15 protein-coding genes are annotated in these 16979 nt (G+C 66.8%); 7 read left to right on the forward strand and 8 right to left on the reverse strand.

Annotated features, from left to right (window positions below):
- Position 1 precedes the first annotated feature (1 nt).
- Positions 2–199 carry a hypothetical protein gene (locus C454_RS03015; RefSeq protein WP_049904942.1) on the reverse strand — a complete coding sequence of 66 codons (198 nt, stop codon included), beginning with the start codon at positions 197–199 and terminating at the stop codon, positions 2–4.
- A gap of 210 nt (positions 200–409) precedes the next feature.
- Between C454_RS03015 and C454_RS03020 the strand changes: the two genes are divergently transcribed.
- Both C454_RS03020 and C454_RS03025 read left to right on the forward strand, forming a co-directional pair.
- Positions 410–1192: an aldo/keto reductase gene (locus tag C454_RS03020; RefSeq protein ID WP_004972542.1), complete on the forward strand. Its 783-nt coding sequence runs from the start codon at positions 410–412 to the stop codon at positions 1190–1192.
- Between the two features lie 88 nt (positions 1193–1280).
- Entirely contained in the window at positions 1281–1472 is a 192-nt protein-coding gene (locus C454_RS03025; RefSeq protein ID WP_004972543.1) for a DUF7333 family protein, read from the forward strand.
- Between the two features lie 37 nt (positions 1473–1509).
- Here the strand turns inward: C454_RS03025 and C454_RS03030 are convergent, their stop codons facing one another.
- The 3 genes from C454_RS03030 to C454_RS03040 form a co-directional block, all read right to left on the reverse strand.
- A complete protein-coding gene (locus C454_RS03030; RefSeq protein WP_004972544.1) occupies positions 1510–2646 on the reverse strand; it encodes a DUF373 family protein in 1137 nt (378 codons plus the stop codon).
- Between the two features lie 43 nt (positions 2647–2689).
- A complete protein-coding gene (gene sppA / locus C454_RS03035; protein WP_004972545.1) occupies positions 2690–3691 on the reverse strand; it encodes a signal peptide peptidase SppA in 1002 nt (333 codons plus the stop codon).
- A gap of 90 nt (positions 3692–3781) precedes the next feature.
- Positions 3782–4705 (reverse strand): coiled-coil protein, encoded by a 924-nt coding sequence (locus C454_RS03040; RefSeq protein ID WP_004972546.1) that lies wholly within the window; start codon positions 4703–4705, stop codon positions 3782–3784.
- Between the two features lie 299 nt (positions 4706–5004).
- Between C454_RS03040 and C454_RS03045 the strand changes: the two genes are divergently transcribed.
- Positions 5005–5430, forward strand: coding sequence for a DUF371 domain-containing protein (locus C454_RS03045; protein WP_004972547.1), 426 nt, complete (start codon positions 5005–5007; stop codon positions 5428–5430).
- A gap of 75 nt (positions 5431–5505) precedes the next feature.
- Positions 5506–6312, forward strand: a complete 807-nt coding sequence (locus C454_RS03050) for an endonuclease III domain-containing protein (protein WP_004972548.1) — start codon at positions 5506–5508, stop codon at positions 6310–6312.
- Here C454_RS03050 and C454_RS03055 read toward each other — a convergent pair whose 3' ends face one another.
- The 3 genes from C454_RS03055 to C454_RS03065 form a co-directional block, all read right to left on the reverse strand.
- Positions 6313–6744, reverse strand: a complete 432-nt coding sequence (locus C454_RS03055; protein WP_004972549.1) for a DUF7332 family protein — start codon at positions 6742–6744, stop codon at positions 6313–6315.
- Positions 6745–6849: 105 nt separating this feature from the next.
- The gene (locus C454_RS03060; protein WP_004972550.1) at positions 6850–7233 is read right to left on the reverse strand and encodes a methylglyoxal synthase; all 384 of its coding nucleotides are present in this window, start codon (positions 7231–7233) and stop codon (positions 6850–6852) included.
- 112 nt (positions 7234–7345) lie between these two features.
- Complete coding sequence (locus C454_RS03065) at positions 7346–9268, reverse strand: beta-CASP ribonuclease aCPSF1 (protein ID WP_004972551.1); 1923 nt, start codon at positions 9266–9268, stop codon at positions 7346–7348.
- Positions 9269–9516: 248 nt separating this feature from the next.
- On the opposite strand from C454_RS03065, the gene C454_RS03070 reads away from it, so the two are divergent.
- On the forward strand, positions 9517–9996 hold the full coding sequence (locus C454_RS03070; protein ID WP_004972552.1) for a hypothetical protein: 480 nt from the start codon (positions 9517–9519) through the stop codon (positions 9994–9996).
- Between the two features lie 41 nt (positions 9997–10037).
- Here the strand turns inward: C454_RS03070 and C454_RS03075 are convergent, their stop codons facing one another.
- A complete protein-coding gene (locus C454_RS03075; protein ID WP_004972553.1) occupies positions 10038–10535 on the reverse strand; it encodes an HTH domain-containing protein in 498 nt (165 codons plus the stop codon).
- A 163-nt stretch (positions 10536–10698) separates the two neighbouring features.
- Between C454_RS03075 and proS the strand changes: the two genes are divergently transcribed.
- Positions 10699–12165 carry a proline--tRNA ligase gene (gene proS / locus C454_RS03080; protein ID WP_004972554.1) on the forward strand — a complete coding sequence of 489 codons (1467 nt, stop codon included), beginning with the start codon at positions 10699–10701 and terminating at the stop codon, positions 12163–12165.
- Between the two features lie 160 nt (positions 12166–12325).
- On the forward strand, positions 12326–16861 hold the full coding sequence (gene gltB, locus C454_RS03085; protein ID WP_049904943.1) for a glutamate synthase large subunit: 4536 nt from the start codon (positions 12326–12328) through the stop codon (positions 16859–16861).
- Positions 16862–16979 lie beyond the last annotated feature (118 nt).

Raw genomic sequence — 16979 nt, forward strand, 5'->3', positions numbered from 1 at the left:
GTTACTCTACCGACTCGACGTGGAGTCGGTAGCGCGTCCCGCAATCGAGACACCGGGCGTCGTCGGATTCGATGAGTTCCGTCACCAACACCTCGCCGAACTCGCAGTTCGGACACTCGTAGACGAGCGAGTCACCCGCGATGCGGTGTGCGAACGCGTTCGTGTTCTCTTCTGTCAAGGGTTCTGATGCGGACGACATTCCTGACCACCGTTCAGATATGCTACCACATGTCACATAAACTATCCGCCGCGGGACGTCGAAAGGTGTGAGACGCCGTGTGACACACTCTCAGGCCGTGAAAGCCGGAAATTCGCCCGCCCTTTCGGAACGTCTTTTCAACTCGCGGCCCACGGTTCGCCCATGACGGAGAACGCCGCTTCAGCGGACGACGCACCGCGGGCGAACGGGATGCCGATGCTCGGGCTCGGGACGTGGCAGAACACGAACGCCGACGAGTGTCGCAACGCGGTGCAGACGGCGCTGGAGATGGGCTACCGCCACATCGACACCGCCCAAGCGTACGAGAACGAAGCGGAGGTCGGCGAGGGCATCGCCGCCGCCGACGTCGACCGCGACGAGGTGTTCCTCGCGACGAAGGTGTGGGCCGACAAGCTGTCCCACGACGACGTCATCGAGAGCACCGAAGAGAGCCTCGAAAAGCTCGGCGTGGACTACGTCGACCTCCTGTACGTCCACTGGCCGTCCCGCGAGTACGACGCCGAAGAGACCCTCGCGGCGTTCGACGAACTCGTCGAACGCGGGCTGACAAAGCGCGTCGGCATCTCCAACTTCGAGCCCGAGCAGGTCCGCGAGGCCGTCGAACTGTCCGAGTCGGGCGCCTTCGCCAACCAGATCGAGATGCACCCGCTCCTCCAGCAGGAAGAGCTCCGCGAGGTCTGCGCCGAGGAGGACATCGAAATCGTCGCGTACTCGCCGCTCGCCCGCGGGAACGTCTTCGACGTCGACGTGCTGTCCGACATCGCCGAGAAGCACGACGCGAGCGAGGCGCAGGTGTCCTTGGCGTGGCTCCGCGAGAAGGGGGTCACCGCGATTCCGAAGGCGACGAGCGAGGGCCACATCCGCGACAACTGGGAGTCGCTCGCGCTCGACCTCGACGACGAAGACGTGGCCGCCATCGACGCCATCGAGACCGAAGAGCGCTGCATCGACCCCGACTTCGCGCCCTGGTAAGCGACTGAACCCGCGTTTTTCCGGTTCGCCTCTCGATTCGCCGTCGGAAGCCGCAACGGATTTGTCGAACGAGTCCCGACAGAATCGCATGGAATTCGACCTCCCCAAGACAGTCGCGTTGCTCGTCGCGCTCGTCGTCGTCGGAACCGCGGCCCTCGTCGGGATGGGCGTCATGGCCACGAGTACCGTACTGATGATGGTGACGCCCGCGATGCTCGTCTTCGGGGCTGTCTGTCTCGCCATCGGCGTCAAGCACGGCGAGTACCGAGCGGCGAACTAACGGCGCGGAGCGAAGCGACAAAGCGGCGCGGAAGACCTCAGCTCTCGTTTTCTCGCGGCGTGTCGACCACGTCTTCGAGCGTCTCGTCCGAGACGCTCGCCGAGATGCGGACGCCCACGACGCTCACGACGATGCCGGCGACGATGAACATCGCCAGCCGCTGGACCGGCGTGAGCGCGAGCCGCCCGAGCAGTTCGAGGTTCGGCAACTCCCCCTGTCGTTCGAGGAGGAAACCGGCGAACCCGCGGACGACCAGCCCGATGGCGACGACGCCGAACGGGAGGTTCATGTACGACGTGGAGACGCGCTCGCTCCCGATGAGCTCGTCCAAGAGACGGCCCGCGCTCGCGGTCAGCGCGGCGAGCGCCAGCCACGGGACGCTGTGGTAGACGAACAGGAGCGACGGGACGAGCACCTCCTCGCTCCCGCCGACGCCCGGCGTCCGGATGGCCAGCGCGCCGAGGAACAGCCCGACGATGGCCAGCCCCGCGGCGACCGCGTAGGTGACGACCGACACCTGTCCGGAGTAGAGGGCGTCGCGAATCTGGTCGGGCGCGTCCGAGAGGAACTCGTCGATAGCGAGCCCCTTGTAGAGGAGCACCGCGCCCATCAGGGCGGCGAGCCCGGCCATCGCGACGGCGGGAGTGAACTGGACGAGAAGCAGCGGGACGAGGAGCAGTCCGACGCCGAGCGGGACGAGTATCGTCGAGCGAAGCTCCTCGTCGCCGAGGAACTGCTTGAGCAGGTAGTACGTCGACTCGATGTCGTGGGCCTGTCGGACCACCACGCGGTCGACCGCGTCGACCCGGAACCGGCTCTCGACGACGGGGACGAGCCGCTCGTCCTCCGCGCTGTCGATGACGACGACCGCGGACTCGACGTCGTAGCGCTCGGCGAGGTCGTCGAGCTGTCGCGCGACGGCGCGGTCGGCTCCGACGGGGCTGTCGCTCGTTCCCGAGATGACCGCGATTTCGGCGTCCTCGCGCTCGTCCCTGAGTTCGCGCGTCGTCCGAAGCGCCGCGAGAAGGCAGTTGACGCTCGAATCCTCGGGGTCCGCGAGGCCCACGTCGGTGACGAGCGACCGAACCGCTTCCCAGCCGACGACGGGCGTCGAGAGCCCGGTCTTGCGGCCGATGTCGTTCGCCCGGTCGACACAGAGGACGAGCGTTGTCACGTCGAAGACGAACGCGGGCGCGGGCTAAAAAGCCTCCCAGTCGTCAGAACCGAAACGAAAAGCCGTCGTCCGGTTCGACCGACGAGGCGACCCCCGCGCCGAAGGCGTACGCCGCGCCCTCGACGCCGCCGCGGAGCCGGTCGGTGAGGCCGACCTCGGGGGTGAACTCCCTGACCGAGACCTCGTCGCGGCCGAGGAGTTCGGCGAGTCGGTCTTCCACGTCGTCGCGGGTGCCCAGCGAGTCGACCAGTCCGAGTTCGTGCGCCTCCTCGCCGAGGTAGACGCGGGCCTCCGTGTCGCGGACGACCTGCGGGTCCATGTCCCGGCCCTCGGCCACCCGTTCGACGAAGTCGTCGTAGTAGTCGTCGATGAGCCCCTGGAGGTACTCGCGTTCGTCCTCGGTCGGCTCCTTAAGCGCCATCCCGGCGTCCTTGTACTTCCCCGCGGCGAACCGCTCGTAGGAGAGCCCGACCTTGTCGGCCAGTTCCGAGGCGTTGACCGACGAGCCGATGACGCCGATGGAGCCGACGACGCTCACGTCGTGGGACCACAGCTCGTCGCAGCCGCTGGCGATCCAGTAGCCGCCCGAGGCGCAGGTGTCCGTGGCGTACGCGACCGTCGGCCCGTCGAAGTCGGCGGCCGCTCGGCGGATGTCGTCGCTCGGCAGCACCTCGCCGCCGGGCGTGTTCAGTTTGACGAGGAGCGCGTCGACGTTCTCGTCGTCGGCCGCGGCGTCGATCTGTTCGACGATGTCGTCGGCGGGCGTCCCGCCGCCGCGACCCGGAACGGGACCACCGCCGCCGTCGCGGGAAATTGCCCCTTCGACGGCGACCTCGGCCACGTCGTAGTCGGGGAAGGCCGCGGCGGCGAGCCTACCGCCGACGCGGAGCGCGGCGACGACGGTTCCGATGACCAAGAGGAGCCCCGCGAGGTCCGCGAGCGTGTCGGGGACGCGGTAGAACAGGATCCAGCCGACCGCCGCCGCGACGACGGCGAGGACGACCACGATAGCCAACCGGTAGATGCGCGTGAAGCTGTCGGTCACGGTGAATCACTCATGGCTGTCGCTGGGGCTTCGAACGGGATAAAAATGATACGTCGCAAGCGCGACGAAGAGAGAGAAAGTGACCGGGGTTTAGAGCAGACCGGACTTCTGAAGCTTCATCAGGTCCTCGGTCTCGAGGGTCTCGCCTTCCTTGAACTTCTGGTAGATTTCCTCGGCCTCGGCCTTGGCGGCTTCGCGCTCCTCGGCGCGGGAGTCCTTGCGCTGGCGCTCTTCCTTCTTGTCCAGCTCGCGGAGGCGCTTCTGGACGCGGACGAAGTCCTCGTGGTGACGGTCGGCCGCTTCCTGGGCTTCGACGAAGAGCTCGTGCATCTCGTCGGCCTTGTCGCGGATGTCGTCGGCCTCGCGGTAGGCCTCGATCATCTGGTTGTGGTGTTCCTGGGCGTCGTCGGCCAGCTCGGTCACCTTCTGGTGGTGCTGGGACGCCTCGGAGCGGACCTCTTCTGCCTCTTCGATGAGTTCTTCGAGGTCACCGCTCTCTTCGACCTTGTCCTTTTTTTGGCGAAGTTCTTCGCGCTTGTTCTCGATCTTCTCGATGAGCTCGCGCTCGTCTTCTGTCGAGAGGACTTCGGTCTGCTGGCGGAACTCGAGTTGCTCGATCTCCTCTTTGAGCTCGTCGATGTCCTTGCCGTCATCGAGCTCGAGGTCGCTTTTCATCTCGTCGACCTCGTCGAAGAGCTCGTTGGCCTTCGCGTTGAGCTCGTTGCGGCTCTGCTTGTGTTCCTGCACCTGCGAGTTCATTTCGTCGCGCTTCTCGCGGTGCTTCTGGGCTTCGTCGACCTTCTCGCGAGTCATCGCGTTGAGGTCGTCGCGCTTGGATGCGCGCTCAGAAGCCATCTGGTTTAGTTCATTGCGGCGGTCACGGAGTTGACCGGCGAGTTTGATGAGTTCGCCTTTCGAGCCGCTCTCGAGCTTTTCGTCTGGGAGATCGATGTTTCGTGCCTCGTCGAGTTCCTGCACGTCGAACTCGCTAAGTACTTCCTGCTTCGTTACCATGCGTAATCAATCCTCGATACCATCACCACTCCGTGCGTGGCGGCTGCTCGTGGGAGTGCGACCGACCGTGGATAAGAATTCCCGATCATTCTGCGTGCGATGCCGCCGGAACGCCGGAGGCGCTCAGGTACATACACATACAGGCGACCAGTTAATAAATACTTCGGTGGAAATTCGGGTGAAAACAGTTACCACACCGCTCGTATCGACCGTATTCGCCATGTCAGTGTTTGCCATGGTCGTATATAAATGGGATGCGAACCGTGGGGGCTAAACCGAGTCGGGTCGGATGCCACGCCATGAGAGAAGTCATCCGCGCACGCGGCCACGAGCACGTGCGCGCCGAGCACGCGAGCACGTTCGAGGTGACGAGCGACGACTGGCTCACCCCCGCGGGCGACTGCATCATCGGCGTCGAGGCCGACCGTACCCCCGCCGACTTCGACCCGGCGTTCGTCGAGGCCTGTCAGTCCCACGACGCCACTATCGACGTGCGCGTCCGCGTGGACGCGGACGGCGACACCTACGAACAGACGGTCCGCGCCCGGGGACACCCGGACCTCTCCTTCGAGGGCGACCGCAGCGTCGTCTTCCGCACGAGCGACTACGTGGACGACCGGACGGGTGCGGTCGGCGCGGCCCACGCCGCCGCGGGCTTCGACCGCGACCTCGTCTCGGCGCTCGCCGACGGCGCGGAACTGACGGTCACCATCGAAGTCGAATAGTCCCGCGCGGACGGCGGACCGACGCGAGCCGACCGACGGAATGCGCTTTTCACCGCGCGGTCGTAACCTTCGGGCATGCCCGAAGAACCCTCCGAGAACATCAGCGGCGGCGCGAGCGGCGGCGGTCGAGAGACGGCGTTCGACCCCGCCGACCCCGAGACCGCGACGCGCGCCGAGGTCGTCGTCGACCGACTCGGCGAACGCTACTGGCGGAAGGCCTACGGCGGACAGGGCGGCTTCGAGTGCCTCGTCCGGACGATTCTGAGTCAGAACACGAGCGACAAGGCGAGCCAGCCCGCCCACGACCAACTCATGGCGCAGTACGGCGGCGGCGACCTCGCCGAGTCGCTGGCGGCGGCCGACCGCGAGGGCATCGTCGAGGCCATCCGCTCCGGCGGGCTCTACAACCAGAAGTCGAAGCTCATCCAAGGCGTCGCCGAGGACGTGCTGGCCGACTTCGGGAGCGAGGCCGGTTTCGACCGCTACGTCCGCGAGGAAGACCCCTCGACGGTCCGCGACCGGCTCCTAGAGATGAAAGGCGTCGGCCCGAAGACCGCCGACTGCGTCCTCCTCTTTGCGGGCGGCCGCGGCGGCGTCTTCCCGGTCGATACGCACGTCCACCGCATCGCTCGGCGAATCGGACTCGCGCCGGCCGACGCCGACCACGAGGGCGTTCGCGCGGCGCTCGAACGCGACATTCCCGACGAAAAATGCGGCTTCGGCCACACCGCGATGATTCAGTTCGGTCGCGAGTTCTGCACGGCCCGCAAACCCGCGTGTCTCGACGGCCCCGAGGCGTGCCCGATGGCCGACGTGTGCGACATGGTCGGCGTCGACGCGGCGGCGCAGTCCGTCACCGACCCCGCGGCCGCGGACGACTGATTAACAGGACTTCGTTTTGAGCCCGCTGACCGGCGAGCCGTCGTCCTCGTAGCTCGATTCGATACCCGAGTCGGCGAACATCGGGAGGTTCATCGAGTAGTCGTAGACGACGCTGAACCGCGAGAAGGGGTTCGAGAGGAACGCCGACGCGGGGCCGACGCCGTCGAACGCGACGCCCGCCCGGAGCTGGACGACGGAGTCGTTGCCGACGGAGCCGCTGGCTTCCATCCCGAAGCCGCCCTCGCCGCCGAGGTTCTCGAAGACCGAGAGGAAGACCACGAGGTCGATGCCCGCGCCCTCGCCGCCGATGTCGAATTGGTGGCCCTCGCCGGGGAAACACGGCGAGGTCGGGCCGGTCGCGGCGGCGACCGGGGCGGTCGCGACGGCGAGAATCACGGCGAGCGTCAGGGACGCGCGGGTCGCGGCGTTCATACCGTCGCCTCCGGCGCGCTGGTAATTAAGGATACGCCGCGGTTCTCAGGGATGATACCGTGTGTCGAAGCAAACGAAACCGCGGACGCAACTCGGACCCGGCGGTTACTCCTCGCCGTCGAGCTGTCTGATGAGTTCGTCGAGGACGGCGTCCGCGCTGGCGAGGTTGGTCGCCAGCGGCGTCTGGTGCACGTCACAGATGCGGAGCAGCGCGGTGATGTCCGGCTCGTGGGGCTGGGCGGTCAGCGGGTCGCGGAGGAAGATGACGCCGTCGCAGGTCTCGCTGGCTATCTCCGCGCCGATCTGCATGTCGCCGCCGAGCGGCCCGGACTGCTTGCGCTCGATGTCGAGGCCCGTGGCGTCGATGAGTCGCTGACCGGTCGTCCCCGTCGCCATGAGCTCGAAGCGTTCGAGGTCGGCCTGTCGCTCCTCGGCGAACGAGATGAGGTCCGGCTTCTTCTCGTCGTGAGCAATAAGTGCGAGACGCATGGCAAACACTCGTTCGAGCGTCGTGATTAATCTTCGCCCGGAAGCCGTCCGTGAGAAATCGTCGCGCGGCGGGGGATTGACGCGCCGGTGTGGTCGCCGTGGACGAGAGTCGTTACTTGAAGCGGAACGTCTCGAGGTTCTTCGGCGCGAACGTCCGCATGTTGTAGTCGTGGTAGAGCGCCGACGAGAGGTCCTGCACGGAGCGCTCGTCGCCGTGGACGCACAGCACCTTCTCCGGGCGCGGGTTCATCGTCTTGACGAAGTTCTCGAGGCCCTGCCGGTCGGCGTGACCGGAGAAGCCGTCGACGGTCTCGACGTCCATCTCGAGTTTCAGCGTGTCAGACCGGCCCATGCCGTCGCGGCCGTTGACCGGAATCTCGTCCCAGCCGTTCTGGATGCGGCGGCCGAGCGTCCCCTGGGCCTGGTAGCCGACGAAGACCAGCCGGGACTTCGGGTCGGGGCCGACGTGGCGGAGCCACGACATGATGGGGCCGCCGGTGACCATCCCGGAGGTCGAGAGGATGATGGCCTGGTCGCCGTCGGCGACGTCCTGTCGCTCCTCTTCGCCGCCGTCGATGTGGTTGAACTCCTCGGCGAGGAACGGGTTTTCGTCCTCGTGGAAGATGCGGTCGCGGAGGTCGTCGCGGAGGTACTCGGGGTAGGTCGTGTGGATGGCCGTCGCCTCCCAGATCATCCCGTCGAGGTGGACGGGCATCTCCGGAATCTTACCGGAGCGCATCGCCTCTTCGAGGACCAGCATGATCTCCTGGGAGCGACCGACAGCGAACGCCGGGATGACGACCTTCCCGCCGCGGTCGTACGTCTCGTTTATGACCTCGATGAGGCGCTTTTCGGAGTCCTGCTGGTCGGTCTGGTAGTCGTTGCGGCCGCCGTAGGTCGATTCGAGGACGAGCGTCTCCACGCGCGGGAAGTCGTTGACCGCGCCGTTGAACAGGCGGGTGTCCTCGTAGTGGATGTCGCCGGAGAACGCGACGTTGTAGAGGCCGTCGCCGATGTGGAAGTGCGAGACGGCGGAGCCGAGGATGTGGCCCGCGTTGTGGAAGGTGAGCTTCACGTCGGGCGCGATGTCGGTCACGTCGCCGTACTCCAGCGGGATGGTGTGCTTGATGGCCTCGCGGACCATCTCGGACTCGTACGGCGGGGTGCGACCTTCCTTCGAGGCGACGTCGAGGTAGTCGAGCGTGAGCAGGCCCATGAGGTCGCGGGTCGGCTCGGTCGTGTAGATGGGACCGTCGTAGCCGTACTTGAACAGAAGCGGGATGAGCGCCGAGTGGTCGAGGTGGGCGTGGGTGAGAACGACCGCGTCGAGCGAGTTCGCGCCCGACCCGAGCGCCTCGGGGACCTGCAGATACGGCACGTCGTCGGAGCCGGGCTTGTCGCCGCAGTCGACGAGGATGCGGGTCTCGGGCGTCGAGACGATGAAGGACGCGCGGCCGACCTCGCGGCAGCAGCCGAGGGTCGTGATGCGGACCCACTCGTCGTCCGAGAGCTGTTCGCGGTGAATCTGCCGACCGGTCCGTTCGAGGATGCGGCGGCGGTCCTCGCGTTCCTGCTTCAGGAAGTTGCGGACGTTCGAGACCGTCGAGGACTCGATGGGCGGGGTGCGGACGACTTCGGGCGTCCAACCGACTTTCTGCGTAATCTCGCGGAGCGTCGAGCCGTGGCGACCGATGACCATGCCCGGTTTCTCGGCCTCGATGACGACTTCGCCGGTGTCGATGTGGAAGTCGAGGTCGGTGACGCCGGCCTCCTCGGGGATGACGCTCAGAATCTTGGGTTCGGCCTCTCGGGGGTCGGACAGCACGTCCGGGTCCGGGCGAACCGTGATTCGCTTTCGGAGCTTACTCGCGAGTTTCCGGATGAGGTCGCCGTTCTGAGCGAACTTCTTCGGGTCGCGCGTGTAGACGACGAGTTCGGGACCCTCGTACTTGACGTCGGAAACCGAGATGTCGCGGGGGAGTTCGTTCGTAATCTCTGCCTTCAAATTCTCGAGTTGTTTATCTACGGAGCTCATAGTTACGAGCGACCCGTCCGGTCCTGCGCCGGCAGGTCTCGGGAACCCCTACCTCAGGAGCGTCGACACGAGACGGTCCACGTGTACGAGTGCCAGTCTCGGCCAACTGCGGAGAGAGCATAGTGAACTGAATACGGTGGTATCTCGACTGCGGGAAGAGGCAGGGAAAACCCGCTTACCCGACAGTACCATGTCGCCAGTATAAAACCCTTCGCAAAGTCGAAGCGTCTCGGGGGCGACCGACGACCATGGAACTCACACCGGCGGCCGTCTCGGCGGAACACGATTGGGTTCGAGAGCGCGCGGACGTGGTCGTCCCGCTCATCAACGAGACGCGGACCCGACTCGGCGAGCAGTTCGACACGCGCGTCGGCGAGGTCGACGACGCGGCCTACCTCGACGCGGTCGACGCGGTGTTCGCCGACGGCGAGGTCGGCGTCAACGTCGCGGCCTACGTGCGCATCCTCAAACAGTTGGACGTGCAGGACGACTATCCGGGGTTCGTCGTGGACGAGGTGCTCGGCCGCGAACTCGCGGCGACCATCGCCGGCGGCGAACCGCTTCGACTGCTCGCGCAGGCGACGTTCCACTTCGCGGACGTGGCCGTCCACACCGACGGTCCCGCCGGACGCGACGACCTCGACGCCGCCCTCGCCGCGGGGTTTCAGACCCGCCTGCCGGGGTGGTCGTGGCGCGAGGGCGACTCACCGTTCGACAGCCGGCGCTGACGACGGGGCGGTGTCGCCGGAAAAAACCGTGTTCGGACCGCTTACCACTCGATTCGGACGCGCTCCGACGACTGCTCGGACTCGCGTTCGGCCTGGGAATCGAGGTCGCTGAGACGTCCGCGGAACGCACCGATACACTCCTCGCACGCGGTCACGTGCGCGAGAACGCCGTCCTCGTACTCCGCCATGACCGCCCGCGGGGTCCGCCGCGTCGGTCGTTCCGGTCCCATCCGGCCGATGCCGCGCACCTCGGGGTCGCCTAACCCCGCCAAGCGCTCGCCGCGCGTCGCCGCCCACCGCGCGTACGACGCGAGTCGGTCGCGGGCGCGGCGCTCGCGCGGGCTCAACTTGCCGGAAAGGTCCACGAATCGGTCCCACGTCTCGACCGTGTACTCCGAGACGAGGCCGCGTTCGGCGATATCGTCCAGTCGCTCGATGACCGGTGTGAACTCCGCGCGCCGGCCGCTCGGAACCCACAGTTCGATTCGGACCGCCTCCTCCCGAGGAGTCGGCCGCTCGTCGCTCACAATTGTGTCCATTGTTAGCACGCCAACCACCACGTTCTGGTAGGACACCCGACGATATGTATCTATGCGTCCGCCGGAGTCGCCGAACGTCGTCGGCGAAAGACGGTCCGTGCGGCGGGGCGGCCCGCCGGCACCTTCGGGGCGTTTAAGGGTTCGCTGCGGCTACCGATGGGCAATGAGCGACGAGCAGGAACTCGGTATCACCGAGTCGAAGCAGTACAACACCGGCGAGTGGTACGCCGAGGTCGTCCAGAAGGCGGGCCTCGCGAACTACGGCCCGGAGGGGATGAGCGGCTTCATCGTGACCCGCCCGCGCGGCTACGCGCTGTGGGAGTCCATCCAGAACTACCTCGACGGCGAGTTCAAGAAGACGGGCGTCCAGAACGCGTACTTCCCGCTGTTTATCCCCGAGAGCTATCTCGAACGCGAGAAGGACATCGTCGAGGGCTTCGACCCCGAGGTCGCGTGGGTCACCCACGGCGGCCACGAGGAACTCGAAGAGCGCCTCGCCGTCCGCCCGACCTCCGAGTCCATCATCGCGCCCTACATGGCCCGGTGGGTCCGTAGCCACCGCGACCTCCCGCTCCGCGTGAACCAGTGGGCCTCCGTCGTGCGCTGGGAGGCCACGGAGACGAAGCCGTTCTTCCGCACCAAGGAGTTCCTCTGGCAGGAGGGCCACACGGCCCACGAGACCCGCGACGGCGCGTGGGACGAGACGATGACTCGCCTCTCGCAGTACCGGTCGCTCTACGAGGACGTGCTCGCCATCCCCGTGCTCCGCGGCGCGAAGCCGGAACACGACAAGTTCCCCGGGGCGGACACGACGACGACCGTCGAGGCGCTCATGCCCGACGGCAAGTCCGTGCAGGCCGGCACCTCCCACTACCTCGGCACCTCCTTCGCCGAGGCGTTCGACCTCACCTACACGACCGAAGACGAGGACGAAGAGCCCGCCCACACGACCTCGTGGGGCCTGTCGTGGCGCTCGCTCGGCGCGCTCATCATGACGCACTCCGACGACCAGGGCCTCGTCCTGCCGCCGACCATCGCGCCCGAGCAGGTCGTCATCGTCCCCATCTGGCAGGCCGACACGCAGGAGAAGGTCCTCGAGTACGCCGAGGACATCGCCGACGAGCTCGAAGACGCCGGCGTCCGCGTCGAACTCGACGCCCGCGACGAGCGCAACCCCGGGTTCAAGTTCAACGAGTGGGAGCTCAAGGGCGTCCCCGTGCGCTTCGAAATCGGCCCGAACGAGGTCGACGACGACGTCGTCACCGCCGTCCACCGACCCGACGGCGAGTCGGTCGAACTCGACCGCGAGAACATCGCCGAGGCCGTCCAAGAGCAGTTCGACGAGGTGTACGCGAAGCTCTACGCCGCCGCCGAGGAGAACCTCGAAGAGAACGTCCGCGAGGCGTCCGCCCGCAACGAGATTCTCGGCACCATCGGCCAGCACGGCGGCTACGTGAAAGCGCCGTGGTGCGGTGACGAGGCCTGCGAGGACGAGATTAAAGACCAGATCGCCGCCGAAATCGTCATGGTTCCCCTGAACGACGAGGACGCGGAGATTCACGACGGCGAGGACTGCGCGGTCTGCGGCGACGACGCCGAGGAGACCGCGTACTTCGCGAAGTCCTACTGAGCCGCCCGCCCCACAGTTCCACACGATTATTCATATTTTTCGTCGTGCGTCGAATCATCATTAGTCGACATACTATGTATGGATACATCCTTATATGACATTGTAACACCCTTATGGTTTCAGGAAAAGTTGCTTATGGTGGTAGCTGTACCATTGGCGTATGACCAAGCCACACATAGACGCACCCTTCGCTCAGGGCGGGTTAGCCGACCCGACCGACGAGCGGTCGAACTGCGGCGTTGGGGCCGTCGTAGACCTTGAAAACGGCGCCTCGCACCGAGTCGTCGCAGACAGCCTCGAACTCCTGGAGAACCTCGAGCACCGCGGCACCACGGGCGCCGAGGAGAACACCGGAGACGGGGCGGGTATCCTGTTCCAGCGACCGGACGAATTCTTCGAAGCAGTCCTCGAAACCGAGCTTCCGGACCGTTACGCGGCCGGTTCGGTGTTCATGCCGACCGACGACGAGGTCCGCGAGCGCGTTTCGGCGGTTGTCGAGGATTCGCTGGCCGACCACGGGCTGTCCGTGTTCGACTGGCGCGACGTGCCGACCGACAACTCCGAACTCGGCGCGACCGCGCTCGAATCGGAACCCGACGTCTGGCAACTGTTCGTCGAGCCGGCCGACGAGATGACCGCAGACGAGTTCGACCGGGCGCTCTACCTCGCCCGTCGCGCCGCCGAGAAGGCGGTCGATACCCTCGCCATCGAGGGCGCAGGCCGGTTCTACGTCTGCTCGCTCGACCGCAAGACCATCGTCTACAAGGGGCTGCTCACGGCCGAACAGCTCCCGAACTACTACCCCGACCTCGGCGACGAGCGGATGGTGACCGAACTCGCGCTCGTTCACGCGCGCTTCTCAACCAACACGCTGGGCGCGTGGCACCTCGCCCACCCGTACCGCCAGGTCATCCACAACGGCGAGATAAACACCATCCGCGGTAACGTCAACTGGATGCGCGCCCGCGAGACGGACCTCCAGCACGAGGCCTTCGGCGACGACATCGAGACGCTCAGGCCCATCACGAAGGCCGACCAGTCCGACACCGCGAGCGTCGACAACGCGGTCGAACTGCTCCTCAAGGGCGGCCGCGAACTCCCGCACGTCCTGCGGATGCTCATCCCCGAGGCGTACCGCAACGACGACGCGATGGACCAGGCGCGCCGCGACTGGTACGACTTCCACGCCTCGCTGGTCGAGCCGTGGGACGGCCCCGCGCTCGTCGCGGCGACCGACGGCGACCGCATCGCCGCCGTCCTCGACCGCAACGGACTCCGGCCGTGCCGCTACGAGGTGACGACCGACGGTCGCCTCATCGTCGCCAGCGAGGTCGGCGCGCTCGACACCGACCCCGCGGAAATCGAGTCCCGCGGCCGCCTCCAACCCGGCGAGATTTTCATGGCCGACCCCGACGAGGGCCGCGTCATCCCCGACGCCGAGGTGTTCGACTCCCTCACCGACGAGAAGTACGGCGAGTGGCTCGACGAACAGCAGCGCCACCTCGACGAGCTCGCCGGCGACGCGGACTCCACCTCGCGCGGACAGGTCGAGTCGCTCCGGGCGACGCAGGCGGCGTTCGGCTACACGCACGACCAGCTCAACCACATGATAGAGCCGATGGCCCGCGACGGCAAGGACCCCGTCGGCTCGATGGGCGACGACACGCCGCTTTCGGTGCTGTCGGACCTCAACCGCCCGCTGTTCACCTACTTCAAGCAGCTGTTCGCGCAGGTGTCGAACCCGCCTATCGACTACATCCGCGAGAAGCTCGTGACGAGCCTGGAGTCGCGGCTCGGCTTCCAGCGTAACCTGCTCGACGAGTCGGCCGACCACGCGCGCCAGCTCGTCCTCGACTCGCCCGTCCTCACGGACGCCGAGACGGCCGCCATCAAGGACCTCGACGACGACATGCGCAGCGCCGTCGTCGACATCACCTACGAGCAGGGCGGCGACCTCCGCGAGGCCATCGAGGCCGTCCGCGACGAGGCCAAGGCGGTCATCGAAGACGGCGCGGATATCGTCGTCCTCTCCGACCGCAACGTCGGCTCCGAGCGGGTCGCCATCCCGAGCCTGCTCGCGACGGGCGCGGTCCACCACAGCCTCGTCCGCAACGGCCTGCGGAACCACGCCGGGCTCGTCGTCGAATCCGGCGACCCCCGCGAGGTCCACCACCTCGCCACGCTCGTCGGCTACGGCGCGGGCGCGGTGAACCCCTACCTCGCCTACCAGACTATCGAGGACATCGTCGCCGGCCCCGACGGGGCCGACGAGGGCGAGGCCATCGACGCGTACGTTCACGCGCTCGAAGACGGCCTGCTCAAGACGATGGCCAAGATGGGCATCTCGACGGTCGAGAGCTACCGCGGCGCGCAGATCTTCGAAGCCGTCGGCCTCGCCTCCGACTTCGTCGCCGAGTACTTCGAGGGCACCGAAATCCGCACCGAGGGTATCGGACTCGACGTCATCGAAGAGGACCTGCTGACCCGCCACGCCGCCGCCTTCGGCGCGGACCCGAAGCTCGAACGGCAGGGCGAGTACGAGAACCGCTCGGCCGGCATCCACCACGGCTGGAACCCCCAGACCGTCGGCACGCTCCAGCAGTCGGTCCGCGCCGGCGACTACGAGAAGTACAAGGAGTTCGCCGAGCTGGTCAACGACCAGTCGGAGCAGCTGAAGGCGCTCCGCGGCCTGCTCGAGTTCGACTCCGACCGCGAGCCCGTGGACATCGACGAGGTCGAACCCGTCGAGGACATCGTCAAGCGCTTCTCGACGGCCGCGATGTCGCTCGGCAGCCTCTCGCCGGAGGCCCACGAGAACAACTCCATCGCGATGAACCGCATCGGCGGCAAGTCCAACTCCGGCGAGGGCGGCGAACCGCCGGAGCGCTTCGGCACCGAAAAGGAGTGTAACGTCAAGCAGGTCGCCTCCGGCCGCTTCGGCGTCACCTCGCATTACCTCTCGTCGGCCGACGAGATTCAGATCAAGATGGCGCAGGGCTCGAAGCCCGGCGAGGGCGGCCACCTCCCCGGCAAGAAGGTCAACGAGATGATCGCCCACGTCCGCTACGCGACGCCGGGCGTCGGCCTCATCTCGCCGCCGCCGCTGCACGACATCTACTCCATCGAGGACCTCAAACAGCTCATCTTCGACCTGAAGTCGGCCAACCCCGACGCCGACATCAACGTCAAGCTCGTCTCCGAGGCCGGTATCGGCACCATCGCCGCCGGCGTCTCGAAGGCGAAAGCCGACGTGGTCCACATCTCCGGCCACGACGGCGGCACCGGCGCGTCGCCGAAGACCTCCATCAAGAACGCGGGCCTCCCGTGGGAACTCGGCCTCGCCGAGGCCAACCAGATGCTCCGCGCGACGGGGCTTCGCTCCCGCATCCGTGTCTCCGTCGACGGCGGCATGAAGACCGGCCGCGACGTGGCAATCGCCGCCCTCCTCGGCGGCGAGGAGTACATCTTCGGGACCGCGTCGCTCGTCACCTCGGGCTGCGTGATGGCCCGCCAGTGCCACGAGAACACCTGTCCGGTCGGCGTCGCCACGCAGGACGAGAACCTGCGCCGCCGCTTCCCCGGCGAGCCCGACCACGTCATCAACTACATGACGTTCATCGCGGAGGAACTCCGCGAGATCATGGCCGACCTCGGCTTCACCTCGCTCGACGAGATGATCGGTCGTCCGTCCCTGCTCCGGCAGATAGAGACGGACCACGAGAAGGCCAAGCACCTCGACCTCTCGTCGGTGCTGGCCGAGCCCAAGACGGGCGCGCGCCGCAAGACCGAAGAGCAGGTCCACGCGGACATCGGGACGCACGTCGACCACAAGCTCATCGACGAGGCCGCGGAGGCAATCGAGGACCGCGAGTCGGTCGTCATCCGCCGCGACCTCTCGAACGTCGACCGCGCGGTCGGCGCGATGCTCTCGAACCGCATCTCGAACGCCCACGGCGGCGAGGGCCTGCCGGACGACACCATCCGCTGCGAGTTCGACGGTATCGCCGGCCAGACGTTCGGCGGCTTCCTCGCCCGCGGCGTCACGATGCGGCTCACCGGGGCCGCGAACGACTACGTCGGCAAGGGCCTCTCCGGCGGCCGCGTCATCGTCAACACGCCCGCCGAGGCCAACTACGAGGCCGCAGAGAACATCCTCATCGGCAACGTCGCCCTCTACGGCGCGACGCAGGGCGAATGTTACGTCAACGGCCTCGCCGGCGAGCGCTTCGGCGTCCGCAACTCCGGCGTGAAGGCGGTCGTCGAAGGCGTCGGCGACCACGGCTGCGAGTACATGACCGGCGGCGTCGTCGCCGTACTCGGCGAGACGGGGCGCAACTTCGCCGCGGGCATGTCCGGCGGCGTGGCCTACGTCTACGACCCCGACGACGAGTTCGCCGCGAAGGCGAACACCGAGATGGTGACGCTCGAAACCCACCTCGACGACAAGGACGAGGCGATGCTCACCCGACTCGTCGAGAACCACCTCGCGTACACCGAGTCCGACCGCGCGGCCGAACTGCTCGACGACTGGCAGTCGGTGCTCGGCGACTTCGTGAAGGTGATGCCCGACGCGTACGCCGAGGTCATCGCCGAGGACGGCCGCGAGGACGTGCGTAACGAACTTCCGGCGAAGGCGGGCGCAATCGTCGACGCCGGTACCGACAGAGTCGGCGCAGCGACGACGAGCGACGACTGAGGACCGACTCGACCGTCAGCGACTGACGGTTCGGTCGCAGTCCCGCGTTTTCTTGCTGTTCGGTGTGTTTTTTCGGACTGTTTCGTATCACTTACCGAACAGATAATGATGAGCCGTC

This window comes from Haloferax gibbonsii ATCC 33959 (assembly GCF_000336775.1).
GTDB lineage: Archaea > Halobacteriota > Halobacteria > Halobacteriales > Haloferacaceae > Haloferax > Haloferax gibbonsii.